This is a genomic window from Porphyrobacter sp. AAP82 (assembly GCF_000331285.1).
Taxonomy (GTDB): Bacteria; Pseudomonadota; Alphaproteobacteria; order Sphingomonadales; family Sphingomonadaceae; genus Erythrobacter.
Genome location: NZ_ANFX01000012.1, coordinates 115,493 through 139,950, shown reverse-complemented (window position 1 = coordinate 139,950; position 24,458 = coordinate 115,493). Strand labels below are relative to the sequence as shown.

13 protein-coding genes are annotated in these 24,458 nt (G+C 67.6%); 7 read left to right on the top strand and 6 right to left on the bottom strand.

Going from position 1 to position 24,458, the window contains the following annotated elements:
• Positions 1-259: 259 nt before the first annotated feature.
• Positions 260-3,220, top strand: coding sequence for a TonB-dependent receptor plug domain-containing protein (locus D620_RS0102745; RefSeq protein ID WP_017664257.1), 2,961 nt, complete (start codon positions 260-262; stop codon positions 3,218-3,220).
• 112 nt (positions 3,221-3,332) lie between these two features.
• Here D620_RS0102745 and D620_RS15670 read toward each other — a convergent pair whose 3' ends face one another.
• The 3 genes from D620_RS15670 to clpB form a co-directional block, all read right to left on the bottom strand.
• On the bottom strand, positions 3,333-5,126 hold the full coding sequence (locus D620_RS15670) for a 2OG-Fe(II) oxygenase family protein (RefSeq protein ID WP_017664256.1): 1,794 nt from the start codon (positions 5,124-5,126) through the stop codon (positions 3,333-3,335).
• Positions 5,127-5,141: 15 nt separating this feature from the next.
• Positions 5,142-5,684 carry a hypothetical protein gene (locus D620_RS0102735; protein ID WP_017664255.1) on the bottom strand — a complete coding sequence of 181 codons (543 nt, stop codon included), beginning with the start codon at positions 5,682-5,684 and terminating at the stop codon, positions 5,142-5,144.
• A gap of 86 nt (positions 5,685-5,770) precedes the next feature.
• A complete protein-coding gene (gene clpB / locus D620_RS0102730; RefSeq protein ID WP_017664254.1) occupies positions 5,771-8,347 on the bottom strand; it encodes an ATP-dependent chaperone ClpB in 2,577 nt (858 codons plus the stop codon).
• Between the two features lie 208 nt (positions 8,348-8,555).
• Between clpB and D620_RS0102725 the strand changes: the two genes are divergently transcribed.
• The 5 genes from D620_RS0102725 (at position 8,556) to D620_RS0102705 (ending at position 19,456) form a co-directional block, all read left to right on the top strand.
• Positions 8,556-10,775 (top strand): acylase, encoded by a 2,220-nt coding sequence (locus D620_RS0102725; protein WP_017664253.1) that lies wholly within the window; start codon positions 8,556-8,558, stop codon positions 10,773-10,775.
• 43 nt (positions 10,776-10,818) lie between these two features.
• On the top strand, positions 10,819-13,692 hold the full coding sequence (locus tag D620_RS0102720; RefSeq protein WP_017664252.1) for a M16 family metallopeptidase: 2,874 nt from the start codon (positions 10,819-10,821) through the stop codon (positions 13,690-13,692).
• Between the two features lie 120 nt (positions 13,693-13,812).
• The gene (locus D620_RS0102715) at positions 13,813-14,112 is read left to right on the top strand and encodes a hypothetical protein (protein ID WP_017664251.1); all 300 of its coding nucleotides are present in this window, start codon (positions 13,813-13,815) and stop codon (positions 14,110-14,112) included.
• A gap of 190 nt (positions 14,113-14,302) precedes the next feature.
• Positions 14,303-15,973, top strand: a complete 1,671-nt coding sequence (locus D620_RS0102710; RefSeq protein ID WP_017664250.1) for an MFS transporter — start codon at positions 14,303-14,305, stop codon at positions 15,971-15,973.
• A 108-nt stretch (positions 15,974-16,081) separates the two neighbouring features.
• Positions 16,082-19,456, top strand: a complete 3,375-nt coding sequence (locus D620_RS0102705) for a PAS-domain containing protein (protein WP_017664249.1) — start codon at positions 16,082-16,084, stop codon at positions 19,454-19,456.
• On the opposite strand, the gene D620_RS0102700 is transcribed toward D620_RS0102705, so the two are convergent.
• Both D620_RS0102700 and acs read right to left on the bottom strand, forming a co-directional pair.
• The gene (locus tag D620_RS0102700) at positions 19,426-20,064 is read right to left on the bottom strand and encodes a response regulator transcription factor (RefSeq protein ID WP_017664248.1); all 639 of its coding nucleotides are present in this window, start codon (positions 20,062-20,064) and stop codon (positions 19,426-19,428) included. The genes D620_RS0102705 and D620_RS0102700 overlap by 31 nt on opposite strands.
• Positions 20,065-20,071: 7 nt before the next feature.
• On the bottom strand, positions 20,072-22,003 hold the full coding sequence (gene acs, locus D620_RS0102695) for an acetate--CoA ligase (protein WP_017664247.1): 1,932 nt from the start codon (positions 22,001-22,003) through the stop codon (positions 20,072-20,074).
• Between the two features lie 146 nt (positions 22,004-22,149).
• Between acs and D620_RS0102690 the strand changes: the two genes are divergently transcribed.
• Positions 22,150-23,559 (top strand): DcaP family trimeric outer membrane transporter, encoded by a 1,410-nt coding sequence (locus tag D620_RS0102690; RefSeq protein ID WP_233991943.1) that lies wholly within the window; start codon positions 22,150-22,152, stop codon positions 23,557-23,559.
• An 82-nt stretch (positions 23,560-23,641) separates the two neighbouring features.
• Here the strand turns inward: D620_RS0102690 and D620_RS0102685 are convergent, their stop codons facing one another.
• On the bottom strand, positions 23,642-24,328 hold the full coding sequence (locus D620_RS0102685; RefSeq protein WP_026091902.1) for an OmpW/AlkL family protein: 687 nt from the start codon (positions 24,326-24,328) through the stop codon (positions 23,642-23,644).
• Positions 24,329-24,458 lie beyond the last annotated feature (130 nt).

Here is a 24,458-nt window from a genome sequence, read left to right as displayed (position 1 = left end):
ACGTTAGCACCCGGGCGGGGCAGGTCAAGCGGGCCGCAAACCCTCCTAGCAAATCCGCAGTGTCGCGGTGTTGCAACATTGACACAGAATTTCGTCAAACGGGGCGGATAAGAGCGTTTTCGTTTGCGAGAATTGCGGCTGATGGAGCATTTCGGTCCCAGACGCAGGGGCGAAGGCCGTTCGAGCGGCCCGTTCACGTGCGATCTATACACCACTTTGCTCCGGCCACCCGCCGGACGGACAGGGGACTGAACCACACATGAGAAAGACTTCGATCCTGAAGGCTGGCACTGCACCGATCGCGCTCGGTCTGATGCTCGCCGCCGTCCCTGCCTTCGCGCAGGACCAGACCGAATCCGAAGAGGCCGCCGAAGACACCGGCGCCATCCTGGTGACCGGTTCGCGCATCGCGCGTCCGGACCTCGAATCGGCGAGCCCGGTTGCCTCGGTTACCGGCGAGACCATCAGCCTCACCGGCACCCTGACCCTGGAAGAGCTGATCAACGATCTGCCCCAGGTCATCCCGGGCAACAACCGCACGTCGAACAACTCGGGCGGTGAAGCCTTCGCGACCCTCGACCTGCGCGGCCTCGGCCCGAACCGCACCCTGATCCTGGTTGACGGCGAGCGTATCGCTCCGTCCTCGACCACCGGTGCGATCGACATCTCGCAGATCCCGACCGCGCTCATCAAGCGCGTCGACGTCGTGACCGGCGGTGCGACCGCGGTGTACGGTTCGGACGCCATCGCCGGCGTCATCAACTTCGTGCTCAAGGACGACTACGAAGGTCTCGAGCTGACCGCGCAGAACGAAATCTCGCAGGATGGCACGGGCTACAACTTCGCGGTCCAGGGCGTGTTCGGCGGCAACTTCGACGAAGGCCGCGGCAACATCGCGGTCGCCGTGCAGTACTACGACCGTGATCCGGTCGGCCAGGGCCGTTACGACTACTCGCGCACCTCGGGCGCGCTCGGCGTGGTCGACGGCGTGCTGCGCGTGATCGACGATCCGGCCGATCTCGGCGCCAGCGGCGCGGTGATCTTCGCCGGCGGTTCGGGCACCAACCCCTTCGGCACCGTGGTCAACAACGCGAACAACCCGTTCCGCAACCTGTCGACCACCCCGGGCGTTGGCACCAACTTCACCAACTTCGACAACGACTGTAACCCGGCCACCGCCGGCACCACCGTCAACGGCGGCAGCCTGTCGTTCGATGCCAACGGCAACCTGCGTCCCAGCAGCACCGGCGGCCGCTGCCAGATCCCGGTCGGCAACTCGTCGCGTTACAGCTTCGCGGATCAGAACTACCTTCTGATTCCGTTCGACCGTCTGAACATCTCGACGATCGGCAGCTACGAGTTCTCGGACAAGACCTCGGCCAAGCTGTTCGCCAGCTACGCCAAGACCACCTCGGTCGTGAACCTCGCGCCGACCCCGGCTGCGGGCGGCACCGGCTTCGTCATTCCGGTGACCTCGCCGCTGATCCCGGCGGACCTCGCCGCGGCTCTCGCCACCCGTCCGAACCCGACTGCGGACTTCTCGTTCAACCGTCGCTTCGGTGAAACCGGTCCGCGTATCGGCACCAACGAATCGCAGCAGGTCCAGCTGCGCGCCATCCTCAACCACGAACTGTCCAAGGACTGGAACGTGAGCGCGGTGGCGAGCTACGGCCGCACCGATTTCGACACCTACTCGGTCGGCAACATCAACAGCGTTGCGGCCAACCAGGGTCTGCGCGGCTGCCGCAATGCCTCGGGCGTTCTGAACGGCCCCGGCATCCTCCCGGGCTGCGTCCCCATCGACATCTTCGGTCGTGACACCCTCACCCCGACGATGGTGAAGTTCCTCCAGACCGACACCTACGACTTCTCGGAATTCGAGCAGATCCGTGCCGCCGTCAACCTGACCGGCACGCTGTTCGAACTGCCCGGCGGTCCGGCCGGGATCGCGGTCGGTGCGGAATACCGCAAGGACACCGGTACCTCGGTGCCCGACGATGCCAAGAAGCGCGGTGAAATCATCGGCTTCAACGCACAGCAGCCGATTGCCGGTTCGATCAACGTCAAGGAAGTCTACGGCGAAATCCGTCTCCCGCTGCTCGGCGGTGACGGCTTCCCCGACCTCCTCGCCGTCGAAGCCGGTGCGCGCTATTCGGACTACTCGTCGGTCGGCAACCTGTTCAACTACAAGTTCGCCGTCGAATTCGCTCCGATCGAGCTGATCCGTTTCCGCGGGACCTACAACAAGGCGGCGCGTGCGCCTTCGGTGTTCGAACTGTTCCAGAACGGTGACCAGGGCTTCCCGGGCTACAGCGATCCCTGCAACCAGATCAACGGTTCGCGCAACACCGCGTTCTGCCAGGCGCAGTTCACCCGCTACGGTGCCAACCCGACCCTGGTGACGGGCTTCGCCCAGAACAACTCGCAGGTTCAGGCCTTCGCCTTCGGCAACCCGAACCTGTCGGAAGAACAGGCCGAAACCTTCACCGTCGGTGCGGTGATCGCTCCCAGCGATTTCCCGATCGGCAACTTCTCGCTGACCGTCGACTACTACGACATCACCCTGTCGAACCGTATTGCCGGTCAGGGCGCGCAGTTCTTCCTTAACCAGTGCTACGGTCAGCAGCTCCTCACGGCCTGCGACCGTATCGTGCGTAGCGCGGTCGATGGCCAGGTGATCTCGGTCAACACCACGCTGGTGAACGGCGACACCGACCTCAAGACCTCGGGTATCGACCTTGGTCTGAACTGGTCGTTCCCGCTGTTCGCAGGCAACCTGAGCATTCAGGAACTGCTGACCTGGGTCGACTCGTACAATGTTGCGGGCACCGAGTTCGTCGACACCGCTGACGCGGGTCTCGGCGCGATCACCTCGGAATGGGCCTCGACCCTCCAGGTCCTCTACCGTCAGGAGCGCTTCAGCGGCCAGGTCCGCTGGGTCTACAAGAGCGGTGGTGACCAGTCGGGCAACCTGTTCGGTAACGAAGCCGACGCCGGCTTCTTCACGCCGCGCGTGCCTGACCTGCATGTGGTCGACCTTTCGCTGCGTTACGACGTCAGCGACAAGTTCTCGCTCACCGGCATCATCAACAACGTGCTGGACGAATATCCGGAACAGACCGCGACCGGCACCTTCGAGCAGGCGAACACCAACGTGTCGTTCTTCTCGCCGCTGATCCTCGGCCGGACCTTCACCGTCCAGGCGACCGTCACGTTCTAAGCGACGGCTGAACAAGCAACGGGGGAAGGGCGGTTGGCTTCGGCCAGCCGCCCTTTTCTTTTGTGCCGTCGGGAAATGAGCGCCCCGCCCGGGGCGCCAGGCAGTCAGCGCCTCAGCGCCTCACCGCCACATCGAAGGCCACCGTCATGCGCTCGGCATGCAGCCTGAAAGGCTTGGTGCCATGCCACATCGATGACGGGAACAGCACCAGCGCGCCCTCGATCGGGGTCACCACGCGCCGCGGGCCCAGGCCAAGGCCAAGCTCGGCCGGCGGTTCGCCCAGCACCAGCGCGCCCGCATCGCGCCCGTCCTCGGCGCCGAGCGGCGGCACGCTGACATGCAGCGCCGAACTGATCGCGCCTGCGGGGTGGATATGGGCAATGTGGAAGCCCTCCCCCATCAGCCGCACCGACCATGACCCCTCGAAGCCGAAGCGCGCGCCGGCATAGCCGGCGCAGGGGTGATCGGCTGCCCCATCGAAGCGGGCAAGATAGGCCGCCACCTGCTCGCGGATCGCCTCGCGCAGACGGCGCAGCACCGGATCGGAGCGGTTGAAGAGATTGCCCTCGGTCTGCGTGCCCCCGCGCAGGCTCTGTTCGGAAGGGTGAGCCTGCGCGCGGTGCAGCCCCCGCAGCGTCTCGCGCAGTTCGTCGAGCGCGCCCGGGTCCGACAGGTAGGCCACCGCACGCTGTTCGACATGCCGGTCGTAATCGTGGAGCCAGAATTCGCGCGGGTCGTCGAGCAGCCGCCAGGCCAGGCCGCGATAGGCCCAGGCGAAGCGGTCGGCGGGATCGGCCCGCGTCGCTTCGGCCGCGAGCGCCTCGGCCTGCGCCGGTTCGCCCCGGCGCAGCGCATTGCGGGCGCGCGGCACCAGCACCGTGCCCCCGAGCCGCGGCGCGGCGCGCGCGAACAGCGCTTCGGCAGCCGTGCCCTCGCCCTGCTCGCTGCGCGCTATCGCCTCGTAGAGGTCGAGCTCAGGAAGTCCGCCCAGCGCACGGCGCGCGCCCGCCACCGCCCCCAGCACCCCGGCATAATCGCGCCGGTCGAGCATCAGCCCGGTCCAGCTATGCCAGATCGCCGCCTCGCCCGGCCAGCGCTCCGCCAGCGCGCGATAGCTGCGGTAGGGATCCTTGCCGGTGCCATACTCATGGGCGAGCCGGGCGAGCCCGCGATGCGCGGGGAAGTAGTCGGGGGACTGTTCCACCGTCCTCTCGAGCAGGGCTTCGGCCTCGGCGACGTGGCCGCATTCGATCAGCGCGCCGGCCATCGCATCGGCGAATTCGGGCGCGCGCGGGAAGCGCCCCGCGAGCGCGCGGAAATGGGCGAGCGCCTCCTCGGCGCGGCCATCCTCGCGCAGCGCCAGGCCGAGCCGGATCGTGGCGGCGAGGTTGCCGGGGACGGCCGCGATCGACTGGCGGTATTGCGCCGCCGCCTTGCCCGGTTCGCCCGCCTCGGCATAAAGCGCGCCGAGCGCGTTGCTGACAGTGACCGCGCCGGGCTGCTCGGCAAGCACCGCGCGCAGCGCCGCCTCCGCCCCCGCCAGATCGCCCTGAGCTGCTGCAAGCCTGGCAGCATTGATCCGCGCCGGCAGGTAGGCCGGATCGCAGGCAAAGGCCTGTTCATAGGCCGCTGCCGCCTCCTCCGCCCTGCCCAGATCCTCGAGCGAGAGGGCGAGGCTGTTGTAGACCTCGGCGCTGCGCACCCCTGCGGCAAGCGCGCGGCCGAAGGCTTCGACCGCGCCGGCGGCATCCTTGGCGCGGCGCCGGATGATGCCCGCCAGCTGCCAGGCCGCGCCGTTGGCCGGTTCGGCGCGCACGACATCGGCGATCGCCCGGGCCGCGCCCGCGACATCGCCCGATTGCAGCCTCGCATGGATCGAGGACAGGACGCTTGCGCCGGTCGTCACGCGGATAGGGCCGGATCAGTTCCGGCGCCTGATCCTGAAGCCGAGCCCGCCCTCGACGCTCGCCATGAAGCTGCCGAGCGCGGCGCGGCGGATGGTGATCGACTTTCCGGCTTGCGGCTTCTTGAGGTAGGTTTCGTCCGACTGCGCCCACACCGACCCGTCATCGAGCGTGAAGACGTAGGTTCCCGCCGATCCCGAGACCGCCTTGATCACCGCGGTGATTTCCTTGATCTCTTCCTTCTCGGCCTCGTCCTCGTCATCGCCGAAGATGCCGAAGCCCGAGCCGACGAAGCCGAACAGGCCGCGGCGGGTGCGGTTCACGTCCTCGCGGCTGACGACGCGCAGTTCCTTGCTCTCCTGCGCCTCGGCAAGAGCGGGCACGGCGGCATCGAAGCACGCGAGGCGCTGCGCCGGATCGGCGATTGCGCGGCAATCGAGAACCTTGGCGAAGACCTCGGGCAGCGGAGGCGCTTCCTTCTTCTGCGCCGCCGCCGGCACCGCTGCCGTCACTGTCGCCACTGCCGCCAGCACTGCGGCCGCCTTTGTCCAATTCGCCATTGTCGCTCTCCCGGATCTGTCCGTGACCGACACCTATAGCCAATCTGGCGGCGAGAGGAACAGGGCGAAGGCGGCGTGCGCCCGCGTCACGCGACGGTCATCGCCAAAGCGCCGTCACCCTCGTCGATCCTGAGCGTGCTGCCATCGGGCAGCCGCCCCTCGAGCAGCATCTCGGCGAGCGGGTCCTGCAAATAGCGCTGCACCGCGCGCTTCAGGGGCCGCGCGCCGTAAACCGGATCATAGCCCACGCGGCCCAGCCAGCGCAGCGCCGCATCGGTGAGATCGAGCGTGATCTTGCGGTCGGCGAGCAGCTTCTGGACGCGCCCCACCTGAATGGTGACGATCGGCGCCATGTGTTCCTGCCCGAGCCGGTGGAAGAGAATGATCTCGTCCAGACGGTTCAGGAACTCAGGCCGGAAATGCCCGCGCACCACGTCCATCACATCCTTCTCGACCGTCTCGACCGCCGCGCCATCGGGCAGGTTGGCGAGATACTGGCTGCCGAGGTTCGAGGTGAGGATGATCAGCGTGTTGGCAAAGTCGACCACGCGGCCCTGCCCGTCGGTAAGGCGCCCGTCGTCGAGCACCTGGAGCAGCACGTTGAAGACATCCTGGTGCGCCTTCTCGACCTCGTCGAACAGCACGACCTGGTAGGGGCGGCGGCGCACGGCCTCGGTCAGCACCCCGCCCTCTTCATAGCCGACATAGCCCGGAGGCGCGCCGATCAGGCGGGCGACGGCGTGCTTCTCCATGAATTCGCTCATGTCGATGCGCACCATCGCGCTGTCGTCGTCGAACAGGAAGCCCGCGAGCGCCTTGGTCAGCTCGGTCTTGCCGACGCCCGTGGGCCCGAGGAACAGGAAGGAGCCCAAGGGCCGGCCCGGATCCTGCAAACCGGCGCGCGCGCGGCGGACAGCCTTGGAGACCGCCTCGATGGCCTGCGACTGGCCGATCACCCGCTTGCCGAGGATGCTCTCCATCGCCAGCAGCTTCTCGCGCTCGCCCTCCATCATCTTGTCGACCGGCACGCCCGTCCAGCGGCTGACCACCCCGGCGATGTCCTCCTCGGTCACCTCCTCGCGCAGCATGGCGTTGGCGGCCTGGCCCTGCGCTTCGGCGAGCTGCTTTTCGAGCTGCGGGATGCGCCCGTAGGACAGCTCCCCGGCCTTGGCGAGATCGCCTTCGCGCTGGGCCTGCTCGAGCTCCAGCCGCGCCGCATCGAGCTGCTCCTTGATCCGCCCTTCGGCCTCGATCTTGTCGCGCTCGTTCTGCCAGCGGGTGGTGAGTTCGGCCGATTGCTGTTCAAGGTTCGCCAGCTCCTCGCGCAAGGCGACAAGGCGGTCCTTCGAATTCGCGTCGGTCTCCTTGCTGAGAGCGCTTTCCTCGATCTTCAACTGGATGATGCGCCGGTCGAGCGCCTCGATTTCCTCGGGCTTGCTCTCCACCTCCATGCGGATGCGGCTCGCCGCCTCGTCCATCAGGTCGATCGCCTTGTCGGGCAGGAAGCGGTTCTGGATGTAGCGGTCGGAGAGCTTCGCCGCGGCGACGATCGCGCCGTCGGTGATCCGCACCCCGTGGTGGAGTTCATACTTGTCCTTGATGCCGCGCAGGATCGAGATCGTGTCCTCGACGCTCGGTTCCTGGATGAACACCGGCTGGAAGCGCCGCTGGAGCGCGGGGTCCTTTTCGACATATTTCTGATATTCGTCGAGCGTGGTCGCGCCGATGCAGTGGAGTTCCCCGCGCGACAGGGCCGGCTTCAGCAGGTTGGAGGCATCCATCGAACCCTCGCTCGCCCCCGCCCCGATCAGCGTGTGCATTTCATCGATGAACAGGATGATCTGGCCCTCGGCGTGCTTGACCTCGTCGAGCACCGACTTCAGCCGCTCCTCGAACTCGCCGCGATACTTCGCGCCCGCGATCAGCGACCCCATGTCGAGGCTCATCAGGGTGCGGCCCTTGAGGCTATCGGGCACGTCGCCATTGGCGATGCGCAGCGCAAGGCCTTCGGCAATCGCGGTCTTGCCGGTGCCGGGTTCGCCGATCAGTGCGGGGTTGTTCTTGGTGCGCCGCGCGAGGATCTGGATGGTGCGGCGGATTTCCTCGTCACGGCCGATGACGGGATCGAGCTTGCCGTCGCGCGCGGCCTGGGTGAGGTCGCGGGCGAATTTCTGCATCGCATCATAGGTGCTCTCGGCCCCGGCGCTGTCCGCGCGCTTGCCGCCGCGCAGGGCCTCGATCGCGGTATTGAGCGATTGCGGCGTGATGCCCGCCGCCTTCAGCGCCTCGCCCGCCGGGGTCGGGGAAAGCGCGAGCGCGGTCAGCATCCGTTCGACCGTGACGTAGCTGTCGCCCGCCTTGTCGGCGAGCTGTTCGGCAGCATCGAGCAGGCGCACCGCGTCATTATCAAGGCCCGGGGTCGCCTGCGCGCCGCCGCCGGTCACCGCCGGGATCCTGGAAAGCCCCGCATCGACCGCCGTCGCCGCCAGCGGTGCCTGACCGCCGGCGCGCTGGATCAGCCCGGCAGCCATCCCCTCGCTGTCTTCCAGCAAGGCCTTGGCGATGTGCAGCGGAGTGATGCGCTGGTGATTGAGGCGGATCGCGACCGTTTGCGCGGCTTGCAGAAAGCCCTTGGCGCGGTCGGTGAACTTTTCGAGATTCATGATCGTCTAACCCCTCCAAAGGTTACCGTCAGCAGATAGTGTTGCACATTGGCAACACAAGCCCCGCCCCGTAAAAAGCCTCGGCGAGGTGTATTAGCCGACTAGGTGGGTTCATTCCGCGCCCATGGCAAGGGGGCGCGCGCGTGCTTGACCTCGTCCCTTGCCCAAGCGATGAGGAACCCCGCGCGATTTGGGAGAGAAATCCGTCATGATCTGGGTGAAGCGCGGCGGTTTTGCGCTGCTGGGGGTGCTCGTGCTGGCGGTGGCGGTGCTCGCCACATGGGAGCCGATGATGGCAAGCGCGGCTTCGGCCGGCGGGGCGGCGCGCATCTACACGGCCGAGATCATCCGCGACGAATGGGGCGTGCCGCACATCACCGGCAAGACCGATGCCGACACGGCTTACGGCGTCGCCATCGCCCATGCCGAGGATGATTTCTTCACGCTACAGGATGTGGTCGCCATGTCGCGGGGCCGCTATGGCGCGATCGCCGGGGCCGAGGGCGCGCAGATCGATTATGTCTACCACCTGATCGACGCGCGCGGCACGGCGGAGCGCGAATATCCGGGGCTCCCGGCCGATACCCGCGCGCTGTTCGAAGCCTATGCCGCAGGGCTCAACCAGTACGCCGAGGAGCATCCGGGCGAGGTCAAGCTCGCCAATCTCTTCCCTGTCGCCGGGATCGACGTTGCCGCAGGCTTCGCGCTGCGCCAGCCGTTCTTCTTCGGCCTCGACGGTGTGATCGGCCCGCTGGTGGCAGGCGAACCGCTGCGCCGCGAGCACGGCCCCGACATCCCCGGCTTCCCCCGCCCGCCGCTCGGCGATGCGGCCGAGGCCAAGGCCGCCGCGCCGAGGCAGGCGCGCACGCTGGTTCTCCCCTTGGGCGAGGATGCCGAAGCCCTCGGCTCCAACGCCTTTGCGGTCGCCCCCAGGCGCGCGGGCGGCACCACCACCCTCATATCCAATTCGCACCAGCCCCTGCGCGGCGGGGTGGCGTGGTACGAACTGGTGGTCGAGAGCGGCGAGGGCTGGCATTTCGCGGGCGCGAATTTCCCGGGTTCGCCCTTCCCCTTCCTCGGCCACAACGAGCATCTGGGCTGGACCAACACGGTCAACACCCCCGACATGATCGACGTCTACCAGCTCGAGCTCGACGAGGGTGGCATGCGCTACAAGCTCGATGGCCAGTGGCGCGATCTCGAGAGCGAATGGGTGACGCTGCCGGTCAGGATGGGCCCGGTGGTGCTGCCGGTGCGCAAGGAGGTGCTGCGCTCGGTCCACGGCCCGGTCATCAAGAACGCCAAAGGAGCCTTCGCGGTGCGCTATGGCGGGATCGGGCAGTTGCAGCAGCTCGATGCCTATTACCGGCTGAACAAGGCCCGGACCTTCGCCGAATGGGAGGGCCAGCTCGCGCGCCTTGCGATCCCTTCGACCAATTTCATCTATGCCGACGAGACCGGCACGATCGGCTATTTCTACAATGCGGCGATCCCCAACCGGCCCGCCAATGTGAAGGCCGACTGGCGCTCTGTGCTGCCCGGCAACCGCTCTGACCTGATCTGGCAGGGCGCGGTGCCGTTCAGCGCGGTCCCCAGGATCGTCAATCCGGCGAGCGGATGGGTCTACAACTCCAACAACACCCCCTTCACGGCGGCGGGCGCGGGGAGCGATCTCGACCCCGAGGCCTTCTCGCCCACGCTGGGGATCGAGCTGAAGCAGACCAACCGCTCGCGCCGCGCCCACAAGCTGCTGAGCGAGGCGGGCGTGCTCGACCGCGCGGCGCTCGAGGCGATCAAATACGACACCGGCTACGAACGCGACGGCTATGTCGCCCGCCTGTTCGAGGCGCTGGAAGCGATGCCGGCAGGCGGCGACCTCGCCCGGCCACGCGACCTGCTGCTGTCGTGGGACTTCGCCTCGGACGGCAAGGGCCCGGCCGATGCCATCGCGATGCTGATGATCCGCGACTTCATGGCCGCCGATTACAACAACAAGCCCTTCCCTGCTGTCGCCGAAAAGCTGAAGGCCGCGCGCGACCACCTGATGAAGCACTTCGGCCGGCTCGACCCGCCGCTGAGCGATCTGGTGCGCCTCAGACAGGGCAAGATGGACCTGCCTGTCGATGGCGGATCGGACACCTTGCGCGCCGCCACCACCTGGGACGTGGCCGATGACGGGCGGCTCAGCCTCAAGCACGGCGACAGCTTCATCATGTGGATCGAATGGCAACCGGGCCAGAAGGTCAGCTCGCGTTCGGTGCAGCCCTTCGGCGCGGCGACCACGCGGCCCGAAAGCCCGCATTACACCGACCAGATGAAGCTGTTCGTCGAACACCGGCTGAAACCGGTCCACTTCTGGCGCGATGATCTGCTGACAAGCGTCAGCAGCCGCCGCCACAGCATCAGGACCGTCACCAACGCGCGCTGACCTGCGCCCGAGACCCCCCGTTCCCCTACCGGAGCCCACGTCCATGACCCATCGTTTTGCTGCCGCCAGCCTCACCGCGCTCGCCCTTGCGCTGGCCGCGCCGCTGACCCCCGCGCTCGCCGAAAGCACCGCGCCCGCCGCTGATGCTGCTCCTGCCGCCCCCGCGGGTCCGCAGCCGGTCGCCGACCTGCCCTCGCTGGTGAAGCAGATCGCCATACCCTACGAGCGCTTCCAGCTCGAGAACGGCCTCACCGTGCTGGTCCACGAGGACCGCAAGGCGCCGATCGTCAATGTCACGGTGTGGTACAATGTCGGCTCGAAGGACGAGCCCGAGGGCAAGACCGGCTTTGCCCACCTGTTCGAACACCTGATGTTCAACGGCTCGGAAAATGCGCCCGAGGACTACTTCCAGTACCTCGCCGAAATCGGCGCGACCGACGAGAACGGGACGACCTGGTTCGACCGCACCAACTATTTCCAGACCGTGCCCCGCCCCGCCCTCGAACGCGCGCTGTGGCTGGAGAGCGACCGCATGGGCTACCTGCTGGGCGCGATCACCCAGGGCAAGCTCGATAACCAGCGCGGCGTGGTGCAGAACGAGAAGCGCGAGGGCGACAACCAGCCGGGCGGCCTTGTCTATTACGAGGTGCTCAAGACCCTCTTCCCGGACGGCCACCCCTACCAGCACGAGGCAATCGGTTCGATGGCCGACCTCGATTCGGCCTCGATGGAGGACGTGAAGGCCTGGTTCCGCGACAAGTACGGCCCCAACAACGCGACCCTCGTGATTGCCGGTGACGTCTCGGCCGCCGAGGCCCGGCCGCTGGTCGAGAAGTATTTCGGCGCCATCGCGCGCGGGCCGGTGAACGTGCCTGCGGCCGCCGATGTGCCGACCCTCGCCGCGCCCGTGCGGATGACCATGAAGGACCAGGTCGCCGCGACCAGCGTGACCCGCTACTGGGCGGTCGAAGGGATCGCGGGCAAGGACCGCATCGCGCTCGATGTCGGCGCCGCGATCCTCGGCGGGCTCGCCTCGAGCCGGCTCGACAATGTGCTGGTGCGCGACGAACAGCTCGCCGTGAATGTCTCGGCCAGCAACGGTACGTTCCAGCGCATCGGCATCCTTGAAGTCGAAGCGACCGCCAAGGCCGGCGTCGATATCGCCGCGCTCGAATCCCGGATGGATGCGGTCGTCAGCCGCCTCATCACCGAAGGCCCGACCGAGGACGAGGTGCGCCGCGCGGTCACCAGCAGCATGGCGCGCACGATCCGCGGGCTGGAACAGGTCGGCGGCTTCTCGGGCAAGGCCCAGACCCTTGCCGAAGGCGGCGTGCTGGCCGGGGACCCGGCGTTCTACCAGCACGAGCTTGACACCCTCGCCCGCACCACCCCGGCCGACGTCAAGGCAGCGATGGCGCGGTGGATGAGCCGCCCGGCGCTGACCATCGTGCTTGAACCCGGCCCGCGCGATGCCAGCTACGAGGAAGCCGCCTCGGTCGCCGCCGCGGGCGGGAACGCCTCGGCCCGCGACCGCGCGGCCGAGACCATCACGGTCTCGGTGGAGCGCCCCAAGCCGCCGGTGACGTCGGTCGCCGAACTCGATTTCCCGGCGGTGGAGCGGGCCACGCTCAGGAACGGAATGAAGGTCACCTATGCCCGCCGCACCGCGGTGCCCGCGACCTACGTGGCGATGAGCTTCAATGCGGGCGACGCCGCCGACCCTGCCGGCAAGCGCGGCCTTGAAAACCTCACCATGGCGCTGTTCGACGAGGGCACCGCCAAGCTCACCGCCCAGCAGATCGCCGAGGCGGGCGAGCGGCTGGGGGCCAATGTCTCGGTCGGCGGGGGCGATGACCGTTCGACCTTCACGCTCTCGGCGCTGACCGCGAACCTCGCGCCGAGCCTCGATCTGATGCGCCAGGTGATGCGCGAGCCGGCCTTCAACCCGGCCGATCTCGAGCGCGTGCGCAACCAGACCTTGACCGGCCTGCGCCAACAGATGAAGTCGCCCCAGGGGATGGCCCTGCGCACCATGGCGCCCGAGCTTTACGGCCCCGACAGCCCCTATGGCCGCGTGCCGACCCTGGCCAGCGTTTCGGGCATCACCCGCGATGATCTCGTCGCCTTCAAGGACGGCTGGATCCGCCCCGACAATGGCGAGGTCTTCGTCATCTCCGACAAGCCGCTCGCCGAGATCGTCAAGTCGCTCGATGCTGCCTTCGGCGACTGGAAGGCACCCGAGGCACCCAAGGGCACCAAGAACTTCGCCGCCAATCAGGTCGGCCAAGGCGGGCGCATCATCCTCGTCAACCGCCCGAACTCGCCGCAAAGCGTGATCGTCGGCGCGCAGATCACCCCGCTCAAGGCGGGCGAGGAGGCCTTCGTCAACTTCAACAGCGCCAACAACGCGCTGGGCGGCACCTTCCTCGCGCGCCTCAACATGAACCTGCGCGAGACCAAGGGCTGGAGCTACGGCGTGTTCGGCGGCGCGCAGCCGCGCGAGAAATCGGTGACTTACGCCGTCTCGGGCGGGGTGCAGGCCGACCGCACCGGCGAATCCCTTGCCGAGATGATCCGCGAGACCAGGGAATTCCTGACCGTGAAGGGCGTCACGGATGCCGAGCTTGCGCGCAGCACTTCGGCCGATATCGGCGCGCTGCCAGGCTCCTTCGAAACCTCGCCCGCGGTGCTCGGCGCGCTCCAGCAGAACGCGCTGTTCGGCCGGGCCGACGACTATCAGGAAAAGCTCGCCGCAATCTATCGCGGGCAAACCACGGCGAGCCTCGATGCGGCGGCGCGCGCGGCGATCAGCCCCGACAAGTTCGTGTGGGTCGTGGTCGGCGATGCGGCCAAGGTCCGCGCCCAGATCGAACCGCTCGGCCTGCCGATCGAGCAGCGCGAGCCCGAGGGCGAATAAAGCGGAAGACCTCGGCGCGCTTCGGCCGGAAACCGGTTGAAGCGCGCTGACATGGGTGTAAATAGCGACGCCAGTTGAGCCGGGTCACCGATGGTCCGGACCTTTAGGAGGAGATGGATCATGTCCGTTGCAGGTACCTACAAGACCACTGTCAAGAGCCCGATGGGCGACCAGAGCGGTACCCTCACCGTGGTGCCCGATGGCGACACCTTCAGCGGCTCGCTGGTCGGCAGCCTCGGCTCGATGGACATCGCCGGCGGCACGATCGAAGGCAACACCATCAAGTGGAAGATGAACATGGTCGTCCCCATGCCGATGACGCTCGATTGCGAAGCGACCATCGACGGCGACACCCTGACCGGCTCGGTCAATGCCGGCGCTTTCGGCGCGATGCCGCTGTCGGGCACCCGCGAGGGCTGATTGGCTCCCGCCACGGGTTTTCGAAAGCCGCCGGGGTTCGTGCCCCGGCGGCTTTTTCGTGCCCGTCCCCTCCGCCCCCATCCGACCAAGGTCTAGCTATCCCCGCGCGGCATTACGCGCGACTTTGCACGCCTCGGCTGTTGCGGCATGATTGCTGCTGCGGACCGGGCGCACAAGCGGGAGAGCAGGCATGGCAACGACATATGAAGGCGCGCTGCCCAAGCACCACGAGGCCACGGGGACCGAAAAGCGGGTCATCCTCGCCTCGTCGCTGGGGACGGTGTTCGAGTGGTACGATTTCTACCTCTACGGCCTTCTGGCCACGATCATCTCGGCGCAGTTCTTTTCGGGGGTGAACGAGACCACCGGCTTCATCTTCGCGCTGGCGGCCTTTGCGGCCGGGTTCGCGGTGCGGCCCTTTGGCGCGCTGGTGTTCGGGCGGCTGGGCGATCTGGTCGGGCGCAAATACACCTTCCTGGTGACGATGGGCCTGATGGGCGCATCGACCTTCACCGTCGGCGTGCTGCCCTCCTATGCGAGCATCGGCGTTGCCGCGCCGATCATGCTGGTGCTGCTGCGGCTGATGCAGGGTCTGGCGCTGGGCGGCGAATATGGCGGGGCTGCGACCTATGTTGCCGAACACGCGCCCGACAACAAGCGCGGGCTCTATACAAGCTTCATCCAGACCACCGCCACCCTCGGCCTGTTCGCGGCGCTGCTGGTGGTGATCGGCACGCGCACCGCAATCGGCGAGGACGCCTTCAAGGAGTGGGGCTGGCGCGTGCCGTTCCTCGTCTCGGCGATCCTCCTGGGGGTGTCGATGTGGATCCGCATGCAGCTTCAGGAAAGCCCGGTCTTCCAGAAGATGAAGGAGGAAGGCACCAATTCCAAGGCGCCGATCTCGGAAGCCTTCGGCAACTGGAAGAACGGCAAGTGGGCGCTCGTCGCGCTGCTCGGCGCGGTCGCGGGGCAGGCAGTGGTGTGGTACACCGGCCAGTTCTACGCGCTGTTCTTCCTCGAGAAAATGCTGCTCGTCGACGGGGCGACGACCAATATCCTGATCGCCGTCGCGCTCGCCATCGGCACACCGTTCTTCGTGTTCTTCGGCTGGCTGTCGGACCGCATCGGAAGGAAGAAGATCATCCTTGCAGGCTGCGCGCTGGCGGCGGTGACCTACTTCCCCGCCTTCCACCTGCTCGCCGAAGCCGCCAACCCGGCGCTCGCCAGGGCGCAGGTCGCGGCCCCCGTCAGCGTGGTCGTCGACAATGCCGAATGCTCGGTCCAGTTCGACCCCATCGGCAAGAACAAGTTTGACGCCAGGAGCTGCGACATCGCCAAGTCGTTCCTCGCCAAGAGCGCGGTCAGCTATACCAATGTGGACGCCGCCGCAGGGGCCATCGCCGTGGTCAGGGTCGGCAATGCCACCTTCACCGCGCCCGATCCGGCCAAGGTCACAGGCGATCAGCGCAAGGCCGCCATCGACGCCTTCCAGGGCGAGGTGAAGGCCGCGCTCGCCGCCGCCGGCTACCCCGCCAAGGCCGATCCCGAGGCGATGAACACCGGCCTCGTCGTGGCGGTGCTGACCTACCTCGTGCTGCTGGTGACGATGGTCTACGGCCCGATCGCCGCGCTGCTGGTGGAGCTGTTCCCGACCCGCATCCGCTACACCGCGATGAGCCTGCCCTACCACATCGGCAACGGCTGGTTCGGCGGGTTCCTGCCGACCACCGCCTTCGCGATGGTCGCGGCGACGGGGGATATCTACTACGGCCTCTGGTACCCTATCGGGATCTGCGCCCTCACCGTGGTCGTGGGTCTGGTGTTCCTGCCCGAAACACACCGCCGCAACATCGACGCGTAAAACCAGCCCGCAAGGGTCGCAAGGAAGGGGCGGCGTCCGCAGGGGCGCGGCCCCTTTGCTTATCCCCGGCCTTGCAGTAGTTTCGTCGCGAGGGGGAGAACGCAGGTGATGATGCTCGGCGCGGCACTGGCGGCCGCGACACTTTATCTGGGGGCGCTGTTCTGGCTCGCTGCGTGGCGCGACCGGCAGGAGACGCCCGGTGGCTGGCTCCAACGCCGCGCCGGCGTGATCTACGGCCTCAGCCTTGCGGTCTATTGTTCGAGCTGGACCTTCTTCGGCGGGGTGGGCACCGCGGCCACGACGGGGCTCGATTACCTCGCGATCTACCTCGGCCCGATCCTCGTCTTCACGCTCGGCTTCGGGCTGGTCCGCAAGATCCTCGCGCAGGTCAAGGCCCAGCATTCGACCTCGATCGCCGACTTCCTATCGGCCCGCTACGGCAAGAGCGCCAGCCTCGCCGCGCTGGTTACCGTGATCGCGAGCGCGGGGACGCTCCCCTATATGGCGTTGCAGCTGCAATCGGTGGGCACGAGCCTGCTGCTGTTGGCGCCGGACCTGCGCACCCGGGTGGCGGCCGACCAGCTGGTGCTGATCGTTGCCGCGCTGATGGGGCTGTTTGCGATCCTGTTCGGTTCGCGCCGTGCAGACCGGCCGGGGGAAAATGCCGGGCTGGTCCTCACCATCGCGCTCGAGGCGGTGGTCAAGCTTGCCGCGCTGCTCGCGGTGGCAGCGCTCGCGGTGTGGTGGCTGGCGACGGGCGGCGGCGCTCCGCTGCCGGCGCGGCCGATGCTGCTGGCACCCGGCCAGCTCGACGCGCGCTTTGCGGTCCTCACCGGAATCGCGGCGGCCGCAATCCTGTGCCTGCCGCGCCAGTTCCACATGGCCTTCATCGAGGCCCCGGGCGAGCGCGCCGGGCGGGCGATGCGCTGGGTGTTCCCGGCCTATCTCGCAGCGACCGCGGCGGTGATCGTCCCGATTGTGCTTGCCGGCCTCGCGCTGCTGCCGGCGGGGACCGATCCCGACACCATCGTGCTTGCCCTGCCCTTGGCACGCGAGGCGCCGTGGCTCGCGGTGCTGGTGTTCCTCGGCGGGTTTTCGGCGGCGACCGGCATGATCGTGATCGCCTGCGTGGCGCTGTCGATCATGATCACCAACGACCTTGTCGCCCCCCTGCTGCTGCGCCGCGCGCTGGCCGGACGCGGCGACCGCAGCCGCATCGCAGGGCGGTTGCTGCTGGTCCGCCGCGTGGTCATCGCAGGCCTGCTCGCGGCGGCATATGCCTTCTACCGCGGCTTTGCCGGGATCACCAACCTTGCCGGGATGGGCACCCTCGCCTTTGCCGCCGCCGCCCAGTTCGCGCCGGGCCTCGTGCTCGGCATGGTGAGCCAGCACGGCAACCGCGCCGGAATGCTGACCGGCCTTGCGACCGGCTTTGTCCTGTGGCTCGCGCTCCTCATCTGGCCCGCGGCGAGCGACACCGCGCCGCTCGTCAGCATCCACCCCGACCCGCTGGTCTCGGGCGTCATCCTCAGCCTCGGGATCAATGCCGCCCTTTACTGGCTGGTCTCGGCAGTGGTGCGGCCCTCGCTGCTCGACCAGGCGCAAGCGGCGGCCTTCGTGGGCACGCCGATGCCCGGAGATCTGCCCCGCCACGCCACCGCCAAGCGGGTGGGCGATGTGCGCGCGCTGCTCGCCCAGTTCGTCGGGCGCGAACGGGCCGATGCCGCGCTCGCCCCGCTTGGCCTGCGCAACGGCGATACGGCAGGCGCGGCGGCGCTGGAGCTGGCCGAGCGGGTGATCGCGGGGGTGATCGGCACCTCTTCGGCGCGGATGCTGGTGGGGTCTTGGGCGGGGGGCGATCCGATCCCGCTGCCCGAGGTCGTCGCCATGTTCGACGAGACCCAGCGCCGCCTGTCCTTCTCCGCCGAGCTGCTCCAGACCGCGATCGAGAGCATTGACCAGGGCATTGCGCTGGTCGATAGCGAGATGCGGCTGGTGGCGTGGAACAGCCGCTACCAGCAGCTCTTCGACCTGCCTGACCATCTCGTCAGCGTCGGCACGCCGATTGCCGATCTGATCCGCTTCAATCTGGCGCGCGGGCACCTTTCCGGAGCCGAGATCGACGCGCAGGTCGCGCGCCGCCTCGCCTATATGCGCGCGGGCACCGAGCACCGCATCGAGCGCGTGCAGCACGATGGCCGCGTGCTGAGGATCGTCGGGGCGCCCACGCCGGGCGGCGGCTACACCACCTCCTACACCGACATTACGCTGGATCGCCGGGCCGAGCAAGCGCTCGAAAGCAAGGTTGCCGAGCGCACCCGCCAGCTTTCCGAGGCGAACGCGCTGCTGGCGCAGGCGACGCAGTCCAAGACCCGCTTCCTTGCCGCCGCCAGCCACGATCTCATCCAGCCCCTCAACGCGGCGCGCCTGTTCGCCTCGGCGCTGGGCGAGGAAGTGCAAGGGCAGGCCGCGCTGGAGCGGCTGGTCGCCGATCTCGACGGGTCGATCGTCGCGGCCGACCGCCTGATCCGGGTCCTGCTGGAAATCTCCAAGCTCGACAGCGGCGGGGTGGTGCCCAAGCCCGAACCGATCGCGCTCGACCAGCTGTTCGAGGATGTGGCGCGCGAGTTCACGCTTCAGGCGCAGGCGAAGGGGCTGAGACTGAAGCGCGCGCGAACGAGCGTCTGGGTGATGGCCGACCGCGCGTTGCTGACTGCCGCCTTGCGCAACCTCCTCGGCAACGCGGTGCGCTATACCGCCAGGGGCGGCGTCCTGATCGGAGTGCGGCGCCGCGGGGGCGAGGCGGTGATCGCGATCCACGACACCGGCCGGGGGATCGCGCCTGAGGATATCGAGCGTATCTTCGGCGAGTTCGAACGCGGTGCCTCGACCGACCGCGAGGGGCTGGGATTGGGCCTTGCCATCGTCCGGCGCGCGGGCCGGCTGCTGGAGGTGGAGGTCGAGACCACCTCGACGCCGGGGCGCGGCAGCCGCTTTGCGCTGGCCCTGCCGGTGCTGCGTCGCGAGGCCGCGCCTGCCCTGCGGATCGTGCCGCAGCGCAGGGCGTCGGGGCTGGGCGAGGCGCGGGTGCTGGTGGTCGACAATGATCCCGCCGCGCTCGCCGCCACCGCTGCGCTGCTCGCCCGCTGGGGGCTGTCCGTGACGACCGCGGCGAGTCCCGCTGAAGCACGCGCCGCCATGCCGCAGGCGCCCGATGCGGCGATCATGGACTACCGGCTCGATGATGCCGAACGCGGCGATGCGGCCTTCGCGCTGCTGTGCGAGGGATGGGGCGCGCGCTGTCCGGCGATCCTGCTGACTGCGGAAGCCTCGGCAGAAACCGAAGCGGCCGCCGCGCGGATGGGCGCGAACCGCCTGCTCAAGCCCGCCGCCCCTGCCGCCCTGCGCGCCCTCGTCGCGACCGCGCTGGCTGAGGGCCGCGAGGCTGCCGGTCAGGCCCTTGCGGGATCGGCGACCGGCTGATCGACGTCGAGCTTGGCCGCGAGCAGCACCGCCTGCGTGCGGCTGCCGACGCCGAGCTTCCGCAGGATCGCGGTGATATGCGCCTTCACCGTCGCCTCGGATATGGCGAGTTCATAGGCAATCTGCTTGTTCAAAAACCCCTGCCGGATGCCCGCCAGAATGCGCCGCTGGGCGGGCGTCAGGCTGGCGATGCGGGCGAGGTCATTGTCCTCGCCGGCGGCGCTTTGGGGGAACCACGCGTCGCCGCCCTGCACCGCCGCGAGCCCCTCGCGCATCGCCTCGAGGCTTGCCGACTTGGGGATGAACCCTGCCGCCCCCAGCTGCGCCGCCGCGGCCGCCACGCGCGGCTCTTCCGAAGCCGAGACGATGACGATCGGCAGCGCGGGGTAATCCTGGCGCAGGTCCATCAGCACCGAGAGCCCCGAGGAATCCGCCATGTGCAGGTCGAGCAGCAGCGCCTCGGCCTCGCCCGCTTCGAGCGCGGCGCGGGCCTCGGCGGCGGTGCTGGCCTCGATGATCGCGGCCCGCTCCCACACCTTGCCCACCGCATGGGCGAGCGCGCTGCGGAACAGCGGGTGGTCATCGGCGATGACGATACGCCCCGTCATGCGCGCCTCAACGGTTCTGCCTGCCCTCGATCAGCCGTTCGACCAGCGAGGGATCGGCGAGGGTCGAGGTGTCGCCCAGCGATCCGAACTCGTTCTCGGCGATCTTGCGCAGGATCCGGCGCATGATCTTGCCCGAGCGGGTCTTGGGCAGGCCATCGGTGAAGTGGATCACGTCCGGGGTTGCGATCGGGCCGATCTCCTTGCGTACATGGGCCTTCAATTCGGCGAGCAGCGCATCGGTGCCCTCCTCGCCCGCGTTGAGGGTGACATAGCAATAGATGCCCTGCCCCTTGATGTCGTGGGGATAGCCGACCACCGCGGCCTCGGCGACCTTGGGGTGGAGCACCAGCGCGCTCTCGACCTCGGCCGTGCCCATGCGGTGGCCCGAGACGTTGATCACATCATCCACCCGGCCGGTGATCCAGTAATAGCCATCCGCGTCGCGCTTGCAGCCGTCGCCGGTGAAATACTTGGCCTTGTAGGTGCTGAAATAGGTCTGCACGAAGCGCTCGTGATCGCCGTAGACGGTGCGCGCCTGCCCCGGCCAGCTATGCGTGATGCACAGGTTGCCCTCGGCCGCGCCTTCCAGAACGCCGCCCTCGTTGTCGACCAGTTGCGGACGGATGCCGAAGAAGGGGAGGCCCGCGCTGCCCGGCTTCATGTCGTGTGCGCCCGGCAGCGTGGTGATCATGCAGCCGCCGGTTTCGGTCTGCCACCAGGTGTCGATCACCGGGCAGCGGCCCTCGCCCACGACATCGAAATACCAGCGCCAGGCTTCGGGATTGATCGGCTCGCCGACCGACCCGAGCAGCCGCAGCGACGCGCGCGAGCGGCTCGTCACGTGGTGATCACCCTCGCGCATCAGCGCGCGGATCGCGGTGGGGGCGGTGTAGATGATGTTGACGCCGTGCTTGTCGACCACGTCCCAGAAGCGCCCGTGATCGGGGTAATTGGGCACGCCTTCGAACACCACGGCGGTCGCGGCGTTGAACAGCGGGCCGTAAACGACGTAGCTGTGCCCCGTCACCCAGCCGATATCGGCGGTGCACCAGAACACTTCGCCGGGCTGGTAATCGAAGATGTAGTGGAAGGTCGTCGCCGTCCACACGCCGTAGCCGCCGGTGGTGTGGAGCACCCCCTTGGGCTTGCCGGTCGAACCCGAGGTGTAGAGGATGAACAGCGGGTCTTCCGCGTTCATCACCTCGCAGGGGCAATCATCGTCGCTGGCAAGGTCGGCAAGCCAGTGGTCGCGGCCGGGGGTCATGGCGATGGCGCCGCCGGTGTGGGGAATGACCAGCACGCCTGCGACATGGGTCGCGTGGGCGGCGAGGTTCAGGGCCGCGTCGACATTGGCCTTGAGCGACACGTGCTTGCCGCCGCGCAGGCCTTCATCGGCGGTGACCACGAAGCGGCTGCCGCAATCCTCGATGCGGCCTGCGAGCGCCTCGGGCGAGAAGCCGCCGAACACCACCGAATGCACCGCACCGAGCCTTGCACAGGCGAGCATCGCGACCACCCCTTCGAGGATCATCGGCATGTAGATCGTCACCCGCTCGCCCCGCGTCACGCCGAGCTTCTTCAGCGCATTGGCCATGCGCACGACCTCGGCATGAAGCTCGCCATAGGTGAGCTTGCGCGAAGGGGTCGCCGGATCGTCGGGCTCGAAGATCAGCGCGGTGCGATCGGCGTGGTCGGCAAGGTGCCGGTCGACCGCATTGTGGCACAGGTTCAATGCGCCATCCTCGAACCACGTTATCGCGACCGGATCATAGGCCCAGTCGCCGCCCCGCGTCGGCACCTTCACCCAGTCGAGCCGCTGCGCCTGCTCCAGCCAGAAGGCATCGGGTGTCTCCACCGAGGCGCGATACATCGCGGCGTATTCCTCGGGGGTGCAATGGGTCGGCGTGTGCGGCTTCGGCCGCTCGACGGCGTGGATCATCTCGACTCTCCCTTGTTCTGACCCCGTTCTACATCAGGCTACACGCCGCGCCCCATCAGACAAAGGTCTTACGACCATCCGCTAGCTGTCCGCCGCCCGCGCTTGGGCGCAGATTCGCGGGAGAAAAGAGAGGATGGGAAAGTCACATGGTCCTATCGGGAATGGCCCGTGCCTTGCGCGCGGCACTGCTGGCAGCAAGCGTGCTGACGTCCGCTCCGGCGCTGGCGCAGGAACAGAGCGTCAATGCACGGCTCGACCGGCTCGAGAAGCTGGTCGAGGGGCTGATCGCGCGGCTCGATGCCGACCAGTCCAGCCAGGCCGAGGGCGATGCGGCGATCCGCGCCGAGCAGGCGGCGGTACGCGAGCAGAGCACCGCGCTGCTCGCTGCGACCCGCGATCTCAAGGATCGCCAGGCCGAACTCGCCGCGCAAATCGCGGTGCCCCAAGCCCAGGAAGACAAGGGCTTCCGCATCGGCAAGACCACAGTCGGCTATGCCGGCTACGTCAAGCTCGATGCGCTGGTGCAGGCGACCAGCGGCGGGCAGATCCCCGACAATTCGATCGGGCGCGACTTCCTGATCCCGGCGCTGATCCCGGTGGGAGGCACGGATTCGGGATATGACACCGACTATTCGGCGCGCCAGACCCGCTTCATCCTCAAGACCGCCACCGATGTCGGCGCCGGGCATACGCTCAATTCGCATATCGAGATGGATTTCAACGTCACCGACGGGGGCGACGAGCGGACCACCAATTCCTATGTCCCGCGCCTGCGCCAGGCCTTCATCACCTATGATGACTGGCTTTTCGGTCAGGCATGGTCGACCTTCCAGAACATCGCCGCTTTGCCGGATAGCCTTGATTTCATTGGCGTAACACCGGGAACTGTGTTCGATCGGCAGCCGATGATCCGCTACAGCAAGAACGGTTGGCAGATCGCGCTCGAACAGCCCGAGACCACCGTCACCACCCGCAGCGGGGCGCGGATCATGGCGGGCGATGATACCATCCCCGATGTGGTGGTGCGTTACAATCTTGCCAAGCCCTGGGGCTCGCTGTCGCTGGCGGGGATCGGGCGGACCCTCAAGGTCTCGGACGACGATTTCGGGACGGGCAGCGACAGCGCGCTGGGCTATGGGCTCAGCCTGTCGGGCAAGATCATTGTCGGTGCGCATGACGACCTGCGCTTCATGGCGACGGCAGGCGATGGCCTCGGGCGCTATATCGGGCTCAACATCGTCAACGACGCGGCGGTGACCGCCACCGGCAAGCTCGATCCGATCTTCACCTGGTCGGGCTTTGCCGCTTACCAGCACGGCTGGAGCACGCGGCTGCGATCGAGCGTGGCGGCCTCCTATTTCAAGGCCGATAACCCGGTCATGCTGACGACCCGGCAGGTCACCGACGAGAGCTGGAACGCGCTCGTCAACCTCATCTGGACCCCGGTCGACCCGCTCGATATCGGGATCGAACTGCTCTATGCCGAGCGCTCTCTGGAAGACGGGCGGACGGGGGATCTCAGGCGGATGATGATTTCGACCCGCTACAATTTCTGAGCGCCCCCTCCGGCACTGATAACCAAAATGGCAATGTTTCACGTGAAACATTGCCATTTTGTCTTCGTAACCGAGACTCGTCTCAGAAGCGGTAGGCGATCCCTGCGCTGATCACCCAGGGATCGAGCTGGTGTTCGGTCTCGATCGCCAGCGTGTTGCCAACGTACCAGCGCGCGGTGGTGTCGATGAAATAGCGCTTCACATCGAGGCTGAGGCCGAAGCCCTTGTCGCCGACCGGCACATCGATCCCCGCCTGTAGCGCGAGGCCGAGTTCATTCGACAGGTTGGTCTCGGTCACGCCCAGCGGCACGGTCGCCGCACCCGGATCATCGCCGACCCACAGGAACAGCGCCGGCCCTGCGCCGACATAGGGCTTGACGCCGCCGAGGTCGAAGTGAACCTTCGCGGTCACCGTGGCCGGGATCAGCTTGGCGTCCGAGACCAGCTCGGCCCCTGCGGCAAGCCCGGCGGTCGCATCGACATCGTGCTGGGTGATCCCGGCGATGGTCTCGATCGAGACATTGTCGGTCACGAACCATTCGATCGCGATTGTGGGCGTCACATTGTCGTTGGCCTTGGTCTGGGTCGTGGCAGGCAGGCCCGGCAGATTGACGGTGATGTCGGTGATCGCCCCGTCGGGCGCGACATAGGTGCCGAGCACCTTGATCTGGATATCGCCGGCACGATCGCTCTCGTTGCCGTCATCAGCCATGGCAGGCGTCGCGGCGAGCGCCAGCAAGGCGCCGCCAAGCATCAGAATTCGCTTCATTTTCATGTCCTCACCGGCAGCAGTGGCCGCCCTCCGCGGCCCAGGATGGTTGCTGCCTGTGGGGGCCGGATAGGCCGCTTCCCGCCCGCGCCTCATTGATCGGAATCAAAGACCATTGCGGGAAGTCCGG